Origin of the sequence: Paenibacillus sp. FSL R5-0490 (assembly GCF_001956215.1) — a bacterium.
In the GTDB taxonomy this organism is placed as follows: Bacteria; Bacillota; Bacilli; order Bacillales; family Cytobacillaceae; genus Cytobacillus.
In genome coordinates this window covers 149,624-168,013 of sequence record NZ_MRTQ01000004.1, presented here as the reverse complement: position 1 = coordinate 168,013, position 18,390 = coordinate 149,624, and the positions used below count along the sequence as shown (strand labels likewise).

General features: G+C 42.1%; 11 protein-coding genes. 3 read left to right on the top strand and 8 right to left on the bottom strand.

Annotated elements, in window-relative coordinates:
* Nucleotides 1–4: 4 nt before the first annotated feature.
* Nucleotides 5–940 carry an ABC transporter permease gene (locus BK139_RS04865; protein ID WP_076257234.1) on the bottom strand — a complete coding sequence of 312 codons (936 nt, stop codon included), beginning with the start codon at nt 938–940 and terminating at the stop codon, nt 5–7.
* Nucleotides 941–1,098: 158 nt separating this feature from the next.
* Nucleotides 1,099–2,760: a peptide ABC transporter substrate-binding protein gene (locus BK139_RS04860; RefSeq protein WP_076257233.1), complete on the bottom strand. Its 1,662-nt coding sequence runs from the start codon at nt 2,758–2,760 to the stop codon at nt 1,099–1,101.
* 256 nt (nt 2,761–3,016) lie between these two features.
* Here BK139_RS04860 and pepV point away from each other — a divergent pair, with 256 nt between their 5' ends.
* On the top strand, nt 3,017–4,414 hold the full coding sequence (gene pepV, locus BK139_RS04855) for a dipeptidase PepV (RefSeq protein ID WP_076257231.1): 1,398 nt from the start codon (nt 3,017–3,019) through the stop codon (nt 4,412–4,414).
* 21 nt (nt 4,415–4,435) lie between these two features.
* Here pepV and BK139_RS04850 read toward each other — a convergent pair whose 3' ends face one another.
* The 3 genes from BK139_RS04850 to BK139_RS04840 all read right to left on the bottom strand — a co-directional run bounded on the left by BK139_RS04850 (nt 4,436) and on the right by BK139_RS04840 (nt 11,534).
* Complete coding sequence (locus BK139_RS04850) at nt 4,436–6,487, bottom strand: sigma-54 interaction domain-containing protein (RefSeq protein WP_076257229.1); 2,052 nt, start codon at nt 6,485–6,487, stop codon at nt 4,436–4,438.
* 216 nt (nt 6,488–6,703) lie between these two features.
* On the bottom strand, nt 6,704–8,683 hold the full coding sequence (locus tag BK139_RS04845; RefSeq protein ID WP_076257227.1) for a bifunctional metallophosphatase/5'-nucleotidase: 1,980 nt from the start codon (nt 8,681–8,683) through the stop codon (nt 6,704–6,706).
* 70 nt (nt 8,684–8,753) lie between these two features.
* Nucleotides 8,754–11,534 carry a DUF6359 domain-containing protein gene (locus BK139_RS04840; RefSeq protein ID WP_076257225.1) on the bottom strand — a complete coding sequence of 927 codons (2,781 nt, stop codon included), beginning with the start codon at nt 11,532–11,534 and terminating at the stop codon, nt 8,754–8,756.
* Nucleotides 11,535–11,850: 316 nt separating this feature from the next.
* Between BK139_RS04840 and BK139_RS04835 the strand changes: the two genes are divergently transcribed.
* The gene (locus BK139_RS04835) at nt 11,851–13,971 is read left to right on the top strand and encodes an EAL domain-containing protein (RefSeq protein ID WP_076257223.1); all 2,121 of its coding nucleotides are present in this window, start codon (nt 11,851–11,853) and stop codon (nt 13,969–13,971) included.
* Between the two features lie 399 nt (nt 13,972–14,370).
* Here BK139_RS04835 and BK139_RS04830 read toward each other — a convergent pair whose 3' ends face one another.
* On the bottom strand, nt 14,371–15,675 hold the full coding sequence (locus tag BK139_RS04830) for a PD-(D/E)XK nuclease family protein (RefSeq protein ID WP_175609061.1): 1,305 nt from the start codon (nt 15,673–15,675) through the stop codon (nt 14,371–14,373).
* Between the two features lie 155 nt (nt 15,676–15,830).
* Here BK139_RS04830 and BK139_RS04825 point away from each other — a divergent pair, with 155 nt between their 5' ends.
* Nucleotides 15,831–16,754: a hypothetical protein gene (locus tag BK139_RS04825; protein WP_076257221.1), complete on the top strand. Its 924-nt coding sequence runs from the start codon at nt 15,831–15,833 to the stop codon at nt 16,752–16,754.
* Between the two features lie 126 nt (nt 16,755–16,880).
* On the opposite strand, the gene BK139_RS04820 is transcribed toward BK139_RS04825, so the two are convergent.
* Nucleotides 16,881–17,582: a hypothetical protein gene (locus tag BK139_RS04820; RefSeq protein WP_076257219.1), complete on the bottom strand. Its 702-nt coding sequence runs from the start codon at nt 17,580–17,582 to the stop codon at nt 16,881–16,883.
* Nucleotides 17,583–17,786: 204 nt separating this feature from the next.
* Nucleotides 17,787–18,356, bottom strand: a complete 570-nt coding sequence (locus BK139_RS04815) for a LysM peptidoglycan-binding domain-containing protein (RefSeq protein WP_076257218.1) — start codon at nt 18,354–18,356, stop codon at nt 17,787–17,789.
* Nucleotides 18,357–18,390: the final 34 nt, after the last annotated feature.

The window sequence follows — 18,390 nt, the reverse complement described above, 5'->3', positions numbered from 1 at the left end:
TCACTCACTCCTTTGCCCCGCTAATGCGAATTCTCGGATCAATAACGCCATACATGAGATCGATGACAAGCATCGTCAGGACAAAAAATGCGCTATAAAAAAGCGTCAGCCCCATTATGGTTGTATAATCGTTTACTTTTATTGAATCTACAAAGAGACTGCCGATGCCCGGAACCCCAAAAATATTTTCGATAACTAATGACCCCGTCAATAAGCTGACAACAATAGGCCCTAGAATCGTAATAACCGGGATTAAAGCATTGCGAATTGCATGCTTATAGATGACTTTGAACTGGCTTAACCCTTTTGCCCTTGCTGTCAGCATATAGTCCTGCTGAAGGACCTCCAGCATTTCATTTCTCGTAAAACGGGCTATTAAGGCAATGACAATAAGAGACAATGACAATGTCGGCATGATAGAACTTGAGTAGGACTCCCAAAATGCCACCGGCAGAAGGCCCATTTTTAAGCCAACATAATATTGTAAAAGAGCGGCAAATACAAAGTTAGGAACCGATACACCCAATACAGCAACAAGCATCGTGGAAAAATCCCACATCGTATTGTGTTTAAAGGCTGCGATAATCCCCAGAACAATCCCAACAGTAAATCCAAGCAAAACAGCCTGGAAACCAAGCAGGACAGATGGGCCGACACGGCTGGCGATCAGATCACTGACATCTTGTCCTTTAAAATAAAAGGAATCACCCATTTCCCCTTGGACCAGATTTTTTAAATAAAGGATGTATTGCTCATGCAAGGGTTTATCCAATCCATATTTCGCGTAAAACTCCATTCTTTGCTCTTCCGATAAACTGGAAAGCCTTTCTTCATCAAAAGGTGAACCTGGAAGCTGCTTCATTAAGAAGAAAGTAGCCGTGGCAATTATGTATAAAGTTATAAGAATATTAATGACCCGAAAAAAAAGATACTTTTTCAATTTTCACACCTCCACTAGTTGCGGGGTTTATTCAATAAGAAAATGCACAAAGCTCCCGCCTGCCGGCTTATGATCCCGAACCGATGGCGCCTGGAGCTGGACAGTTACGGGGTTTAAAAAACAGGGAGAGAAACTCCTTCTCTCCCCGCTCACCCTTCTTATTGAACAGTTGCCCATTTTAAATCTGGTGAAGCTCCATATGGATGAGTGACCAAACCTTTTAGGTAAGGCTTTTGCAGGAATGATAAACCATCGTAGTATAACGGCCCAAGTGCTCCATCTTCAAGAATCAGCTTTTCAGCTTCAAGTAGTTTTTCAATACGGGACTGATCATCAGCATCTTCAGCTGCCGAATTAACTAATTCTTTATATTTCTCGTTTACATAATTTCCGCGGAAGAAAGGATTGGATGGATTTGCCCATAGATTCAAATACGTCATGGAATCATTGTAATCTGCCCCCCAGCGGTTAACAGCCATTTGATAATCGTCCGCTCTCATCGAGTCAAGACGGGCGCTGTAAGGCTGTGTGTCCAGACTGATATCAATGCCTAAATTCTTTTTATATTCACTTTGAAGGAATGTTCCTGTATCCTTCGCAACGGTGTCATCAGAAATAAGTAATTCAATTTCAGGTGTTTTCCCCAGCTCTTCTACACCCTTTGCCCAAAGCTCTTTCGCCTTTTCAACGTCAGGTTTAATAACATCTCCCTGAAGCTCGCGGAAGGATTTCCCATCAACTCCGGCCATGTCTGTAGCAATCAGTCCATAAGCAGGCTCCGATCCGTTATTTAAGATCACGCTTGTCAGGACATCAGGGTCATAACCCAATTGCAGCGCTTTACGGATGTTTTCATTCTGAAACGGCTCTTTTCCAAGGTTAAATTGGATAAAATAAGTTCTGAATTCTGTTTCAGTATTAAATTCGGGGCTATCTTTATAGCTGTCTACATCTGCTGAAGACAGGTATACTTTATCAAGCTCGCCTGCTTCATACAGGTTAAGGGCAGTGCTTTGCTCCTTAATGACTTTCATATTGACTTTTTCAAGCGCTACAGTTTCTTTATCCCAGTATTCTGGATTCTTTTCCATGGATACTCCCTTTGCCTGGTCATAATCAGTCAGGACAAACGGACCGTTATACAGAATTGCATCATGTGTTAATGCAAACTTGTCACCTTGCTCTGAAACAAATTTTTCATTAAGCGGGAAATACGTCACGAAAGCTGTAAGACCAAGGAAGAATGGTGTCGGCTGAACAAGCTCGACTACAAGTGTCTTGTCATCCTTCACTTCAATAGCAACAGCATCTGCTTCAGCTTCACCTGCCGCAAACTCTGCTCCGCCTTTAATATAATCTGTCAGAATGCTTGCATACGCACCTGCAGTATCAGGGTGCATGGAGCGCAGCCATGAATATTTGAAATCATTGGCTGTAACCGGATCTCCGTTGCTCCACTTAATGCCTTCTCTTAATGTAAATGTATAGGTCAGCCCATCCTCAGACTTTTCATAGCTCTCGGCCATAGCTGGCTGAGGTTCATTGTTTTCATCTAGGCGATACAGACCTTCCATTACATTATTTAAAACAGCAAATGAAATTGCATCTGTTGTTTTAACTTGGTTCAAATCGGGAATGTCATTATCCAAGCTTAGGTTAAGAACATTCTCACTTTTTCCTTCTGCCTGCTCTGCTTGCTTGTCTCCTTCTTCATTCTTTGCTGGTTCTGTTGAAGATTTGCCGCTGAAATTACAGCCGGCCAATAGTACCATAAGTCCAATCAGCAGGATAGAAATCTTTTTTCTCCATGCAGCATTCATTTTTTATACCCCCTAGAAATTTATAAATATTAATTATGCAAGTAGTGTGCCAACTTTATAAATCCTCATTTTTATTGTCATTATTTGAAATAATCTGTCAATTAAATGTTTAATTGGTTACCCAGTTTGAATGATTAATAGGGATTATAACCTAATTGGGTAACCACTTTTCTATATCAATGCTGATTTTCCATAACAATCGTTTTGGTATATTACTTGCATATTAGGAAGGTATGAATTTAGGGAGGAGAAATAAATGGATTGGAAACAGGAAGTTTTTAATAGAAAAGAAGAATTAATAGAGGAATTATCCCAGCTGCTTTCTATAAAGAGTGTAAAAGATCTATCTGACCAGTCAGAAGAGGCACCTATGGGGAGCGGCATTAAGGAAGCACTGGATTTTATGCTTCAGACGGCAGAGAGGGATGGGTTTAGAACAAAAAATATTGATGGTTATGCCGGGTTTGCTGAATGGGGACCTGAAGAAGCAACAGATTATATTGCGATTCTCTGTCATCTGGACGTGGTTCCTGCCACCGGAGAGTGGGAATCCGATCCCTTTTCTCCTGAAATCAGAAACGGAAAGCTATATGCCCGGGGAGCAATAGATGACAAAGGCCCCACTATGGCTGCCTATTATGCTCTTAAAATCATCAAAGAAAGCGGTTTACCCTTAAAGCATAAAATAAGAATTATTTTCGGCACGGATGAAGAAAGCGGCATGTCCTGCATGAAAAGATATATGCAAATGGAGCCAGAAGCATTAACAGGCTTTGCTCCTGATGCAGAATTTCCAATTATCCACGCTGAGAAAGGGCAGATCAATGCGATCCTCAAGCTTAAAGAAAAGCCAGGTGAGCAGCATGGCCCAATTACTTTAAGAAGCTTTTATGCCGGTGAAAAAGGGAATATGGTACCTGACAAAGCAATGGCACTTGTAAACGGGACTGGATTGGAAACTCTTAAAGAAACGTTCATCGCATTTGGCAAACAGGAGGACCTTGAAACAGAAGCTGAATTGGCAAATGATACACTCTCACTTGCCTTAACTGGAAAATCTGCCCATGGGATGGACCCTTTTGAAGGAATCAATGCAGCTGCCAAGCTGGCCCACTTTTTAGCAGGGAAAGTCCAGCACCCATTCGTAACATTTGTTTCTGAATGCCTCGCTGATGATCACTATGGGAAAAGATTAGGAATCTCATTTTCCGATGAGATCACCGGACCGCTCACCGTAAATCCGGGGATTTTCCGCTTCACACAAAATCTGGAAGGCATGGTTGCTCTTAATGTCCGCTGCCCCGTTGATACACCGTACTTAAGAACCATCGAAAAACTAAGCGAAACGACTCTAAAATACGGCTTTGAAGTAGAGGAAATCAGAGAGAAAAAGCCACACCATGTACCAAATGACAGTCCTGTTATCAAAATTCTGCAGAAAGCCTATGAACAAGAAACGGGTGAACAGGCCGAACTTCTGACAACCGGCGGCGCCACATATGCCCGTTTCATAAACAGCGGGGTAGCCTTCGGCGCCGTTTTTCCAGGAAAGGAAAACACCGCACATCAGAAAGATGAATACATTGAGCTTGATGATTTATGCAGTGCAGCCGCCATTTACGCGAGGGCGATCTATGATTTAGCTAATCATTAAAGGCAAAAAAAGCAAGTGTAGCTAACACTTGCTTTTTTCATGCGCTAAGAACATTTTCCCTTTTTCAGTAATGCTGCTGCCCGTTCTTCCTTTTTCTACTACAATCAGGTCATACTCATTCAAAAGCTTCTGCCGGTATCGGAGCTGCTGATCTGTCAGCATGACGCCATTTTGCAGCAAATGAGCGGCCATTGCCGAGCGGCCGGCCGACGTTACTTTCTCATTGTTCAGAAAATCGAGAAGCATCCGAACTTCATGAAGAAAGCCTCTCTCCTGAAATATTTTATAGAGAGAATGAAGGTCGTTCCAGCTCTCATCCTCAGTTAAGGAAGCTGATTGCCAGAATGGCAGTTCCTCTTTGCAGACATAATCTTCACTGATGTGAGCGGCATATTCGACTACGTTTCGCAGCTCTCTTATATTCCCCGGCCAATGGTATTCTTCACAGCACTTCAGGGCCCCTTCTGAAAAGACAAATGATTCTCTTCCCAGCTTTTCCTGGAATTCTTTAATAAAAATATTGATTAATAGAGAAATATCCCGTTTCCTTTCCCTTAGTGGAAGAAGTCTTAAGGGCAGGACGTTCAGCCGAAAATAAAGATCTTCCCTGAACATGCCTTCCTCTATTAGCTGATGCAAATCTTTATTTGTAGCGGCAATCACCCGGACATCAAGCGGAATCATCCGGTCTCCTCCCACCCTCATAATCTGTCTTTCCTGAAGGACTCTTAAAAGTCTGTTTTGAATGACAGCTGAGGCATCACCAATTTCATCCAGAAAAATACTTCCCTTATGCGCCTGTTCAAACATACCGATATGCCCGTTTTTCCTTGCCCCTGTAAATGCACCCGGCTCGTAGCCAAACAGCTCACTTTCCATCAGACTCTCAGAAATTGCAGCAAAGTTTACGCCGATAAACGGCTGATAGGTCCTTGCTGATGCATTATGAATCGCTTGTGCCAGAACCTCTTTTCCTGTTCCTGTTTCTCCAAGGACCAGAATGGTTGAGTCACTTTTAGCAAGCCGCCGGGCAATTTTAATCATCTCAAGGACGGACGCACTCCGCGTTTTAATATCGTCAAAGGTATGCCGCGCAACCAGGTTTCTCTGCTTCGCTTTTGAACGATAGTCATACTCAATCTTTTGATAGTCCTCCACTTTTCTGAATACAATCAGGGTCGAGTACACCTGTTCATCAAGAATAATCCGTCTCTTTCGCATGTAAAAGGCGACATGCTCTATTTCCACAAAAGTCTCCTGTCCAACGGCCATACTCATCATTGCTTCATAGTAAGAAGGAGCCAGGCTATGGATCGTATGTTTGTCGGCAGACAGACTGAGAAGCTCTGCCGCTTTCAAATTGAAATGTTCGATTTCATTAAAATTATTATAAACCAGCACAGCATCGTCCATATTCTGAACAATACTGTCCAGGCTTTTCTGCAAAATCCTGGTTCGCAGAATTTCTCCGCTTAAATCTTTTGTCAGATCGACTAATGACTGCATATACCGGGCTGACAAGTGCGATGTAGGCGAAAAGGGGGAAATTTGAAAATGATGATATATTTCTACTAATGTTGAAATATCGATTTGGCGGCTCCCAATATTAATAATCTTATCAATATGCTTTGGGACCAGCTGCGGCTCCCCGGCTGTAATGGCAATTGAAATCTCTGGACGAGGAGTTTCCTGAGAAAAATAAGGAAAAAAATCCAAATCAATCCCTGCTTCCTTCAATATACCTGTCGTATCTTCCGCCGATTGCTTCAAGTCACTCACCAAATATACTTGAGTGCCTTTTGGAATATCAAGAAGCTCTCTAATTCTCCCATAATTAATAGTTCTTCTTGTAATGATTGTCGGCATATCTTCACTCAAATAGGGTTTTACCATGGTATAAACAATCTTGCTGGATACGACCACAAGAGAATACTTCATCATAAAGGAGTAATCAAGCTCATCAACTGTCCTCCCTTCGATCTCAACATACTCTTGCAGGCCAATTTCATTTAACTGTTCCACGAGTGCCCTCAAAGTATTTTTAGTATAGGTAACGATCAGAATCTTCTTCATAGCTGTCCCTCCTCTGGCAAAATACTAATTTACTAGTAAATTCCATTTCTCTTATTTTAGCGTACATGAAGGACGGCTGATTATCCAGAAGGGAATAAAATTTGTTCAAGGGTTGATTTGTCTTTATGGTCAATCAAAGAATGTATTAGGAAACAAAAAGAACAGGACTCTGCAAAGGTAGTTTGCTAAGTCCTGTTCTTCTCTTAACTAGCTATTTTATTTGAAACTAAGCTTATTAATATTCTCCGCTCCTCGAAGCTCCACTAAATCACTTTTCTCAATAATGACTTCTTTCACTTCTGCACCGCTAAAGTCTACGATGATCGGCTCCTTCTTAGGTGTTACACGGACACTCACATTTTTAAGGCCATCACCCTGCAGTACAGCAGAATTTTTGAGCCAGATGCCATTTTTGATTTCTGCGGATTTTTCTACATTAATAAAGGAAACTTTGTTCACTACCAATTTCTTCTTTTTATCATCAGTAAGATTATATTCCTTTTCAAAATCCAGCTCTGTTACTGGAGGAAGGCTGTCAACGTCTATGATACGCCCTTCCACCGCCGGTTTGATGGTGCCCAGGCTGGATAGGTGATCTGCGAAGTTTTCCCAATCAGAAAGTCCAAGATCTGTTACTCTGCCCTCCTGGTAAGCTTTTGCGAAGACTGTATATCCATCTCCGCCTTTAGCTGTAAAAGCATTCGTAGCGATTGTGTAGGTTTGATTGTCCTGGATTTCAGTGTAAGTGCCCTGTTCACTTTTATATTCAATCGAAACAATTCGCTCACCGGCAGGTTTAGTCGAATCGAATTTTACTTTTGCACCGGACACGTGCAGGAAGCCGCCATTTTCTGCAGGATATTGTCCTACGCTGATTTCAAAGGCCTCTTTCAATTCAGCTCCCTTTAACTCCATTGTTGCTAATGTGTTGCCAAATGGAAGAACCGTGATTACTTCGCCAACAGTGATTGGCCCTGCGTCAATGCCCGCACGAATGCCTCCTCCATTTTGGAGTGCCATGATGACATTGCTGTTATATTGATTTGCTTTTGCCAGCATGCCGTCTGTAATCAAGTTGCCCAGGGCGGTTTCATTTTTCCGTACACTTGGCTCTGTGCTGTCTCCGCTAGTACGCGGATTCTCAAGTGCAGCCAGCGTTTCTGCTCCGATTTCCGTGTTCTTTAATTCTTCTATCTGTGAAGAGTACTTTTCAAGCAGCACTGCTGCCTCAGGGTCCTCTGCTTTATCTGCTATTTTAATAAGCTCTCCACCATGCCCGACTACTTTTCCTGCCTCGTCAAATTGTACATCAAGGGTTCCGAGGTAATTATTGTACTGGCCGACTTGAACAATAACTGTAGGATCCTTTGCCGCTCCTGTTTCGTCAGCTGCCGCAACTACTGGCTCATTTAATTGCGTATGGCTGTGTCCGCCCACAATCACATCAATTCCATCTACTTGAGCAGCCAGGTTTAAGTCATTATCCACATTTGGGTTATCATCATAGCCGATATGAGTTACTGCCACGATTTTATTAATACCCATGCCTTCGAAAGCTTTTACTGCTTTTTCTGCTTCTTCAAGATAATCCTCGAATGTTACCTTACCCGGACTGGAAATGCTGGCTGTTTCAGCTGTAGTCAAACCAAAAAATCCAACTTTTTCTCCATTAACTTCTTTAATGATGCCATTATATATTTTTCCATCAGCAGGTTCGCTCGATATAACATCACTGAACAATCCCTGCAGGCTGGCATCTTGAGAAAAGTTCACGTTTGAACTGACGAATGGGAATTGTGCTCCTTTTACAAAGTCAGCCAGTGCTTTATGTCCTTCCGCACTTGAACCCAAATCGAACTCATGATTACCGAAAGTCATAATGTCATAGCCCATGAGATTCATAAATTCAAGGTCAGCCTGTCCAAGGAATTTATTAAAATATAAAGTTCCGGAAAAAACATCTCCTGCATCAACTAGCAGGGCATCCGGCTTTGCTTCTCTTACTTCCTTTACCGCCGTCACTTTCTTTGCGGCGCTGTCCATATTTGCGTGTGTGTCATTGGTATGCATTAACGAAAGTGTGAAATCTGAAGCTGAAGTCTCATTTGCTGAAACTAAACCTGCCGGAACGGCTGCAGAGATGGTTAATGCTGCTGATAAGGCTACTGTAGATAATACTTTAATAGGTAATTTCATAAAAAATGCTCCTTTCAATTTTTACTCAAAGGGGTTGAAAACCGGAGCTGTTGCACTCCGGCTTCAATTGTTATGCCGCTCCTTCTTCCTCATAAGGAGATTCCATTACTTCTCCATCCGAATCTTTGAAAATGATATGAGACGGATCTGCCTTTTTCCCAAGTGTCCACTTCTGCACATTTTCAGCACCGCGGATTTCCACGACTTTGTCACTTTCGATCATGACTTCTTGAATTTCTGATCCTGTTAGATCCACAACTGCCCCTTTGTTAGCGGAGCTGATGACCACTTTCGTGTTTTTAAGGCCTTTGCCTTTGACAGCTGCTGATTTTTTCAGCCATAGGCCATGCGTGAGACTAGAATTTTTTTTCATTACGACCAATGCATTATGCTGCCCAACAACAAATTTCTTCGCGTGATAGTTTACGAGCTTGAAGACAATGTCATACTGTGGTTCTTCTGGTTTAGCTTCCGGCTTTAAGCTTGTCTGGATCATAACCGGGTCATGGTCACTCGCACGGCCATGCTCTTCCATGAAGCCCGAGTTAATATGAAGAATATCGACTTCTGTTTTCTCCGCCAGATTGTTGGATACTAAAATGTGATCCAGCACCTGTGCATTTCCCTGGTACGTATAGGTGTATCGCTCTTCTGCCGGAACTTTTTCAATCATATTAGTCAGTTCTTCGCCCTTTAGAGCCTGTAAAGGATTGGAGAACTCAAAATCGTTAAAGTCGCCAAGCAGGACGACATTGGCATCAGGGTCTTCTGCTTTTACATTCTTTACAAAACCGTTCACAACGTTAGCGATTTTCATGCGCTGGATTTCACTATTTAAGACTGGCGGCTGCTCTTTTCCGAATAACGGAAGATCTCCGCCTTTCGAGTTAAAATGGTTAGCTACAACAATGACGCTTTCGCCCTGAAATTCGAACTGGGCTGCCAATGCTTTGCGGCTATCTTCAAAAGCTTCGTTTGTTGGGTCAATACGCCCTGGGTTTAGCGTCAGTTTGCCGTTTTCGAAATCAACTGCATCTGTCGCAGAGCCTTTTTCACCTTGGGTTAAAGTTACCCGTTCAGCGTTATAAAGGAAGCCGACACGGATGTTCCCTCCCGGCTGGCCGCCATCCTGTTTATCTTCCGGTGCGATATCTGTGTAAGTGTAGGCTGGTCCGCCAAGCTCTTTAATTTTTTCAATCAGCAAGGCCGCACTTTGATCTGCTGCTGTTGTGCCGCTATCTGCTGGTCCGTCATTGTCCTGTACTTCTGTCAGGCCAATGATATCCGGCTGCTTCATTTTATCTGTGATTGCTTCTGCTAATCTCGTAACCTTTTCCGCATCTGTTTTGGTTGAGAAGTTTTCAACATTATAGGAAGCAATGGTCAATTTGTCTTCTTCTGATGTAATGCTGGTTTCTTCTCTTACTGCAGAGCCTTCAACAAATTCAGGCAATGCGTCTGCATCACTTAATACTTTATAGTTACTGAAGCCGTAGCTGACAACACCCTGGATGCTGCCTTTGAAGCTGTCGCCCATTTTGGCAACAAAATCTTCATTGTTAATATCAAGGGTGATTCTCTCAGGGTTAAAATCGTTTTCTGAAATGCGCAGGCCGCCTGCCGTTGTGTTCGTATCCACATCTCCAGGAACAACTACAAGCTCGCCGTATTTCTGCGGGGCAACTACTTTAGCGTTGTCCACTTGAACCAGCATGCCTTCCAGGCTTTCGTAAAAATCGATTCCATCCTGTTCTGGATCAAATTCTTTTAATTCATCATTATCAATGATTTCAGTCGGAAGGTTTTCTTTGTTAATAACCACCGGAGCAGGAAGTTCCTGACCGGAAGCAATGTTCTCAATCGATGCTGCATTAATTTCTGTTACAGGAAGGTCTGTTTTCAGCTTGTCTGAATAGCCATCAAGCACCCACTCTTTAACCTGGCCTGAAACGGATACCACATCACCTGCGGATACACCGTGACCCTTCTTATAAACGAGGATTCCTTCAGATGTATTTTCATCATCATCCGGCTGCTGATCCTGCATGTAGAAATTGCTGCTGTCCACTACCTTGGTGACAATTCCTTCAACATCTGAAACCTGCTGGTTCGCATATTGGGAATAGTGGCCTGCACCTTGAATATCATGAATGCGCAAATCTTCCAGCCCAATCATGTACTGAAATACAGACACTTTGCTGTCTGTTAAACCGTCTTTGACCGCTATCGCTTTAATCGTTGTCTCTTCATTAATAATGATGTGATCGGAATATACTGTGCTTTCAGCAGTCGGTTCTGTTCCATCAACTGTATAATGGATTACAGCACCTTCAGTGGAAGTCGATAGTTCTACTGCTGTTCCAGCTTTAACAGGGCCCGCCTCAGGGGAAGCTGTAACAGCCGAAACCTGTGGTGTGCCAGTATCTTCTGCAAATGTGTATGCTGTTGGGCTTTTTAAACCCGGTACGGTAAAGTATGCTTCAAGAGAGCCTGTAATCTGGACCTTTTTTCCGAGGTGACCCGGGTTGTCCTTTAAATTCAGCTCTGTCCTGATAGAATTATTCGGCAATTGAACCGGCAGTATTTTACTGGGGTCTGTTTCACTTGGGGAGTCGGCAATGGCCAGATTTGTATTTACTGAAAATGGGCCAGTATGGGTATATTTCGGCCCATTTTCGGTCGTTCCAACAATATATCCTTCAACCGTTGCTGTTCCGTTATTATCCGCAATCGCTTCTGCCACAGACTTCACTTCTTCTGCATTCGCTGCGGCAAAGGGACTGAATAGACTAAGAATTAAAGCAAAAGTACTGATAAAGCTGATTAACTTTATGCGCTGCTTTTCTATCATGCGATCCTCTCCTATTTCCTTATTTTAAAGCGTTTACACACACTACCACTCTAGTAAATCACTCTTCTTTTTGGCATACAATCTGATATTTGTAAAAATTGAGTAAATAGGTAAAAATGAGAAAATAATCATACTGTATAATAAGGTATATAGACCTTAAAGCTATCGGAACACCATTCTATTAGACCTATTCACTATAAACTTTGCTCAGGAATCCTTATCTTTAAGAAAAAGGAAAACAAAAATTGAAAATAATGGGTATTAATAGTATCCTTTTACTATAAATAATGGGAAATATGAATTAAGGAGATAATATATGGAAATCCGAAAGAGGAAAAGTTCGCGTTTCTTTCCTTTGGTTCCTTCAAAAGATCCGGGCCAAACTCAGCAAGATCACTTAGGATCGTTTAAAGCCATGTATCATGATTATCCAGACGCAGCTTTTTTTATAGATAAAGAGGGAAGTATACTTTATGGCAATGAAGCTTCCCAGGTCTTGTTCGGCCATACGGAAGATAAGGAAGAGCACTTTACCAGGTACTTTATTCATAAGGACAGAGGCTCCGCTAAAATGCTTTTCCGGCAGGCCATTATTGAAGGAAAAGCACAGCTGGGAACTTACTTTGGCATTCAAGCTGGTAAAATCGTGGAGATTCTATCCATTTTTTCACCTTTTTATTCTAAAGGGATTATTGCGGGAGCCAGTCTTATTCTTCATGTTCCTGAACAGCAGACTGCTTTAAAAAAATTCCAGTATGAAGAAATCCATCGCAAACTGTCAGAGGTGGAAGATCGGAAAAACATGATATTAGAAAGCATTGACGCGGGGATATGGGCTTATGATGTAAAAGCAAAGAGATTCATGATCTGTTCTGAAGGCAACAGGAAGATAACAGGCAGAGATCCTGTTGACTTTTTAACAAGTAAAGTGATTTGGAAGGACATCGTATACAAGGATGACTTGGAAAAGTATGAACAGACCCAGTCACTGCTGTCAGAAGGAAAACAGATTCGCCATGAATACCGCATCTGCCGTCCAGATGGTTCTATAAGGTGGGTAAGTGATCAAACGATTCCAACGCTGGATGATGATCAGAACCTCATACGGCTCAATGGAATCATAACAGATATTACTGAACATAAGCTTCTGCTGCAAAAGGTTCAGCATATCAGCTATCATGATTCTCTGACCAATCTTCCAAAAAGAAGACTGCTGGAAAATAGACTTGAGACATTGATACAGGCTCAGCATGAGAAATTTGCGGTTTTATATTTGGACCTTGACCGCTTTAAATATATTAATGATATTCTCGGACATACGCTTGCGGATGAGGTGCTCCTCCAAGTCGCGCTCCGGCTGAGGGCTTTTCAGGAAAAAGGCTGCTTTGTATCGCGAATGAGCGGGGATGAGTTTGTGATTATCCATCATCCGGTTCATTCAAGAGAGGAAGCGATTCAGAGTGCTGAGGAAATATGCAGTACACTGAGTGAACCAATTCATATTGATGCGTACGAGCTTCCGCTTCAGGCATCAATTGGAATCAGCATGTTCCCGGAAGACGGGGACTCCCATATTGACTTGATTAAAAATGCACATGCAGCTCTCCACCGCGGCAGAGAAAAGGGCGGCCGCAGCATTGAAGTTTATACCAAAAATATTAATGTTAAAACGGAAAAGGTATTTTTAATTGAAAGCGGCCTGCAAAAAGCTTTAAAGAACGAAGAATTCATTCTGCATTACCAGCCTAAGGTGGATATTGAAAGCAGCAGGATTGTCGGCGCCGAAGCCCTCATCCGCTGGCAGCATCCGGAATTGGGGCTGCTGTCGCCAGGAGAATTTATTTCTGTAGCTGAAAAAACGGGATTAATCCTCGATATCGGCGACTGGGTCATTAAACAGGCATGCGTCCAGCTGAAATTATGGATGAATAAAGGCCTTCCCATTGTACCGATATCCATAAATATATCTCCGCAGCGGTTCTTGAAATATGACTTGGTCAACTATATCACACGCACTCTGGATATTTTTCAGATCCCGCCCGCCCTGCTTGAATTGGAAATCACCGAAACACATTTTCTTTATAATGAAGAAAAAGTGAGTTCTATCATTCAGGAGCTGAGAAATCTCGGGATCCGGATTGCACTCGATGACTTTGGAACAGGATTTTCGTCTTTAACACATATAAAAGACTTCCAGATTGATACTCTTAAAATAGATCGATCTTTTATAAAAGAGATTGAAACAAATAAAAACCATGCCATCCTTGTCGAATCCCTTATTTTCTTATCAGAACGGCTGGGGATCGACGTCATTGCAGAGGGAGTCGAAACACAAAATCAGCTCGAATTCCTTAAGCGAACGCAATGCCAGTATGTACAGGGTTATGTATTCAGCAAGCCGCTGCCTGTTGATGAATTTGTTTGTTTACTGGAGTAGTTCTGGCCCATTCCGGGATAGGGATGGGCTTTTTTTTTTGGATTGGCGCGGGGAGAGGGGTTCTATTTGCAGATTTGCTGGAGCTATTTGTGAATTGATGGGTTCTATTTGCAGGATTTCGTCGCCTATTTGCAGGATTTTGGTTCTATTTGCAAGTTTGCTGTTCTATTTGCAGATATCTCATTTCTATTTGCAGAGTTCACAATTAAGTAAACTAGCAACCTTCCCACGCAGGAAGATTCTCTCCCTCGCACGGGGAGAAGGATTCTATTTGCTAATTGCTGGAGCTATTTGCAAATTTTCTGTTCTATTTGCAAGTCTCCTCCTGCTATTGGCAGCGTTCACAAAATACAAAAAAAGAGAATCTTCACCAGGAAGATTCCCCCAAACACGGACAGGTTAATATCTCTTTAATAGGTCAATGGTTCGTTTCATATCAACAGTGCCGTCACTATTCAATTGAATATAGTCCAGACGCTGCGCAATTGTCATAACCTTCCCGATCCGCGTTCTTGCTGGCTTTTGCAGATTAAGGCCAGATTTGTCTGATTCCAGAAGAATCGCATTCATGGCTTCTTTTCGAACGCTGCGCTTATCTTCGCCTTCGTCAGGGCTAATTTTTACGCAAAGGCGCTCCTGTTCAAGCTGCAGGAAATACGGTTTGTTGACTGCAGAAGCCCACCAGAATGCCCAAAACCCGCCAGCCGGATTTGAAACATATCCCCAATCTCCGTTAATTTCTTTTTGCAGTTCCTGATAGAATCCCTGCCAGGCATAATGGTCCCATTCGGCTAAAGCCTTTGTTTTAAAAGACGCCACACTTTCTTCTATCTTTTGCAGATGGGTCAGATAATCAAGAAATAGCGGATGCTGCACACCATTTTCCTTCCCCTCCTGCAAAATCTCAAGCATCATAGTTCGTTTGAAGGGCTTATAGCCTGCCTTATCAATGGATCTATAATGGCTTTGGTCAGCAATTTTATAATAGATCGGCAATTGGATGAGATCAGGATTTTCTCTCTCAACCGACTTTCGGTATCGATAGAGCTGATCTGAGTGGTTTTTCGTAAATGTTTTATCCTCTATTAAAATAGCGTATGTATCATTTACGATCGTCAAAATGTCGAGAGATTTAAACTGGCGTTTGATCTCTATCGAATCAATCACCGGAGCTGGCAGCCCGTGCAAATTAAAAATTGCTGCCAAAAACTGATTGGCAGCTTCATATAACGAACTGTCCAGTGATCGATATGCCGATTCACTCCAGGCCATAAGCCAGCATAAAAAAGCATCCTGTGAAAGCTCACTGGTGGCATAATCAAATATATTCGGCACATCCTTAAACACTGCCCGGCTGTCACGAGCATTTTCAAGCAGCATCTCTACATCGTGATTTCCCATATAATCCTCCCAATATCCTCTTCCAAGGATAGATTGATAGTGCATCGGCGGCCAAATGACAGACTCTCCGATATCTAAAATTCTGCCTTGTTCATTTGGGTAAAGCAATAAAAGCCGATCGTCCCCCTGCTGTGCAATAACTGCGGGTATGTCTTCAATCCGCTTCACATACCCGCACTTCCCGCGGCACACATATGCGGGAAATCCATCAAGAATCACTCCGCCATCTTCTGTATCCTCCAGGCTTTCCCATGCATCTTCTATAACCGCACTTCCGCAGCGCGGGCAATCCTTTGTCTTCACATTCATCTCCCCTTTTTCTTCTAAACGAATGAGCAGCGGAAAAAGAGCAAAAAATTTTCATCCTTATTAAAATGTATTATTTACCATTTACTATAGTATAATATCTTCAGGTAATTATGACTATATTTGTATTTTAATAGAGGAGCATCCAGACTATGGGAAAATTTGTTTTATTATTTTTATCATTTCTTGCTATTGTAGCCGGCTGTGAAAGCAAGCCGGCAGCCGACCCTGCAAAAGAGATATCGGCAAATAATGAAAAGAGCCCAGCAAGCGCTCAGCAATCAGCAGAGAATCCCCAGCAGGAAGAGGAAGAAACAGAGGAAGCTTTCGACTGGACTGGAGAGTGGGTATTCCTGAGCGATGATAACCTTGGAAGCCTTAAGATTGAAAAAGTGGACGAAGAAACCATCCGCTATCATCTTGGCGGCTCTGTCATTAATTCAGTAAATGGGAGTTCCTACGCAAACGTGATGGAGGGCACGGGCATGATCAGCGGAAATACCATTACGTATACGAATGAACTCTCAGAAGACTGCGGCGGTAAGATGGAGCGAAACGGAAACATCATTACTATTACAGCAGCAAACGGTGCCTGCCATACGCCGCAGGTCTACTTGGATGGGAATTATATTAAGGCCGATAGCCTGAAAGAGCAGCCTCTGTTAGAGATTAAGAATGGTCAATTTTTAGTGCGGGGCATTTCAATGTGGGACACGCCATCGACTGTAAAAGAGATGCATGGAAACCCTGCATATGAAGGTCCGGATGAAGAAGGTTTTTATGAATGGATTCAGAATTATGAAGATAAGAAGCTGTTTATCTCTTACAGCAACAATCAGCCAGACTCTGTCCACACAGAAGCACCTGCTGATGTTTTCCTCCCTGAAGCGGAGAAGCTATCAGGGGAGCGATATACAAGTGAAGACGCAAATTATATCTACCTTCCCGAAAAAGAACAGCTGCTAATTTACCAGACTAAAGCCGAAGACCCTTCTGTCATTACCTTATTCACAGCCTATGCAGACGGTAATTTCCATGCAGGCGTGGAAAATGGCTGGATAGTGAAAGAAGAGTAAAAAAAGGGGCTGACATTCCGTTCTCGATTATGACAAATGGCAGCCTCCATAAGCCTATTAATGATAAAACAAAAGCCCTTCCAGACGGAGGGGCTTTTAGCTGCTTTATATCAACATCATAATAAATTAATTCATATATCTTTTTGCTAAGTTAATGGCTGTTTGATTTTCAAAAAACTTTCCCGCAAACCTCCAAAGAAGCTGCTGAATGAATGGAATTATTAACATCGCAGCTAAAAAACGAATAAAATATAAAAGGACTAATAGAACTACTGCGAACACACTAACCAGGACGCTTTTATTCCCTGCAAACAAATCAGCCACAGACTCTGTCCATGCATACAAAACAGGAGACACCGCAGGATAACTTGCTGCAAAAGCAAACAATACATTTATGCCCCATATGTTTCGATATTTTTTCTTCTTCTTATCATAGTGCTCATGCTCTGGTTTACAACCAGCCATTTCTTTTTTTACATGAGGCATGATGAATGTAATGCCAAACAATATAATAAGTACCGGTACCAGCAAAGTTTGCATCAGCGGAATTAATGCATCAAAAAGGCGATGCAGAATAACAGGGATAAGTACAAATGCAATTATAATTTTTATTGATACAGGGGTAGGTGCGACATTGACAGGGTAACTTGCATCGTCGTCATCATCTATATCCCAATCGTTATCCAATGCGCTTCCAGGCTGGATTACCAAGCCTGCTTCATTAATGCTGGAGGATGGAATATTGGTGCCATAGGAATCCTTTACTGGTTTATGAGGATCCTTCACCTTTCCATTGGAATGTACATTTTCATACCCATTATAATTCATTGTTCATAGTCTCCTGACTTTGATCCAAATTTGCAAATATAATTTATATTAACAGATCGACTTGTTTAATGGTATATAAATATTACATTTTATCCAATATTAGTATATACATAGTTAAAAATACCCCAATACACTCTAGACAGATAGATGGCATTTTACCAAAATAAAAAAAAGAACCTCCACCAGGAAGATTCTCTCACTCTATTATTTATATACTTTTATCGTTATTGTCTTGCTGCCCCACTGGAGTGCACGCTGTTTATTTGGAATAAAGACGTCTATTTTATTTCCTCTTACCGCAGAGCCTTTGTCACCTGCAATGGCTTCTCCATAACCAGGAACAAATACTTTAGATCCCAGAGGAATGATTTTTGGATCGACTGAAATAACCTTGGCGTTCGGGTTCTTTTTCAGATTGATTCCTGTATAGGTTATGCCGCTGCAGCCCTTGCAGCTGGCAGTATAGGCAGTTGCATTCACTTTAATTTCTTTATAAGCTTTCGTTGATGATGCAGCCTTTACAGCTGTCTTTTTAGGTGCTGCAGCTTTTGCTGAAGCTCCGGTAACCTTTAAAACTTGCTTAGGTTTGATTTTATCTGAAGTTAATTTATTCCATGATTTAATTTGCTGTACTGTTACGCTATATTTTTTAGAGATGGCCCAAAGCGTATCTCCTTGTTTCACAGTATGTGTATTTCCGGCGGCTGAAGTGACATTGGAAAATCCAAACGATAGAAAAACAGCTGTTACTAAATAGATTACTAATTTCTTCATGATATCTCCTTTATGTCCCTTGATAGGAACATAT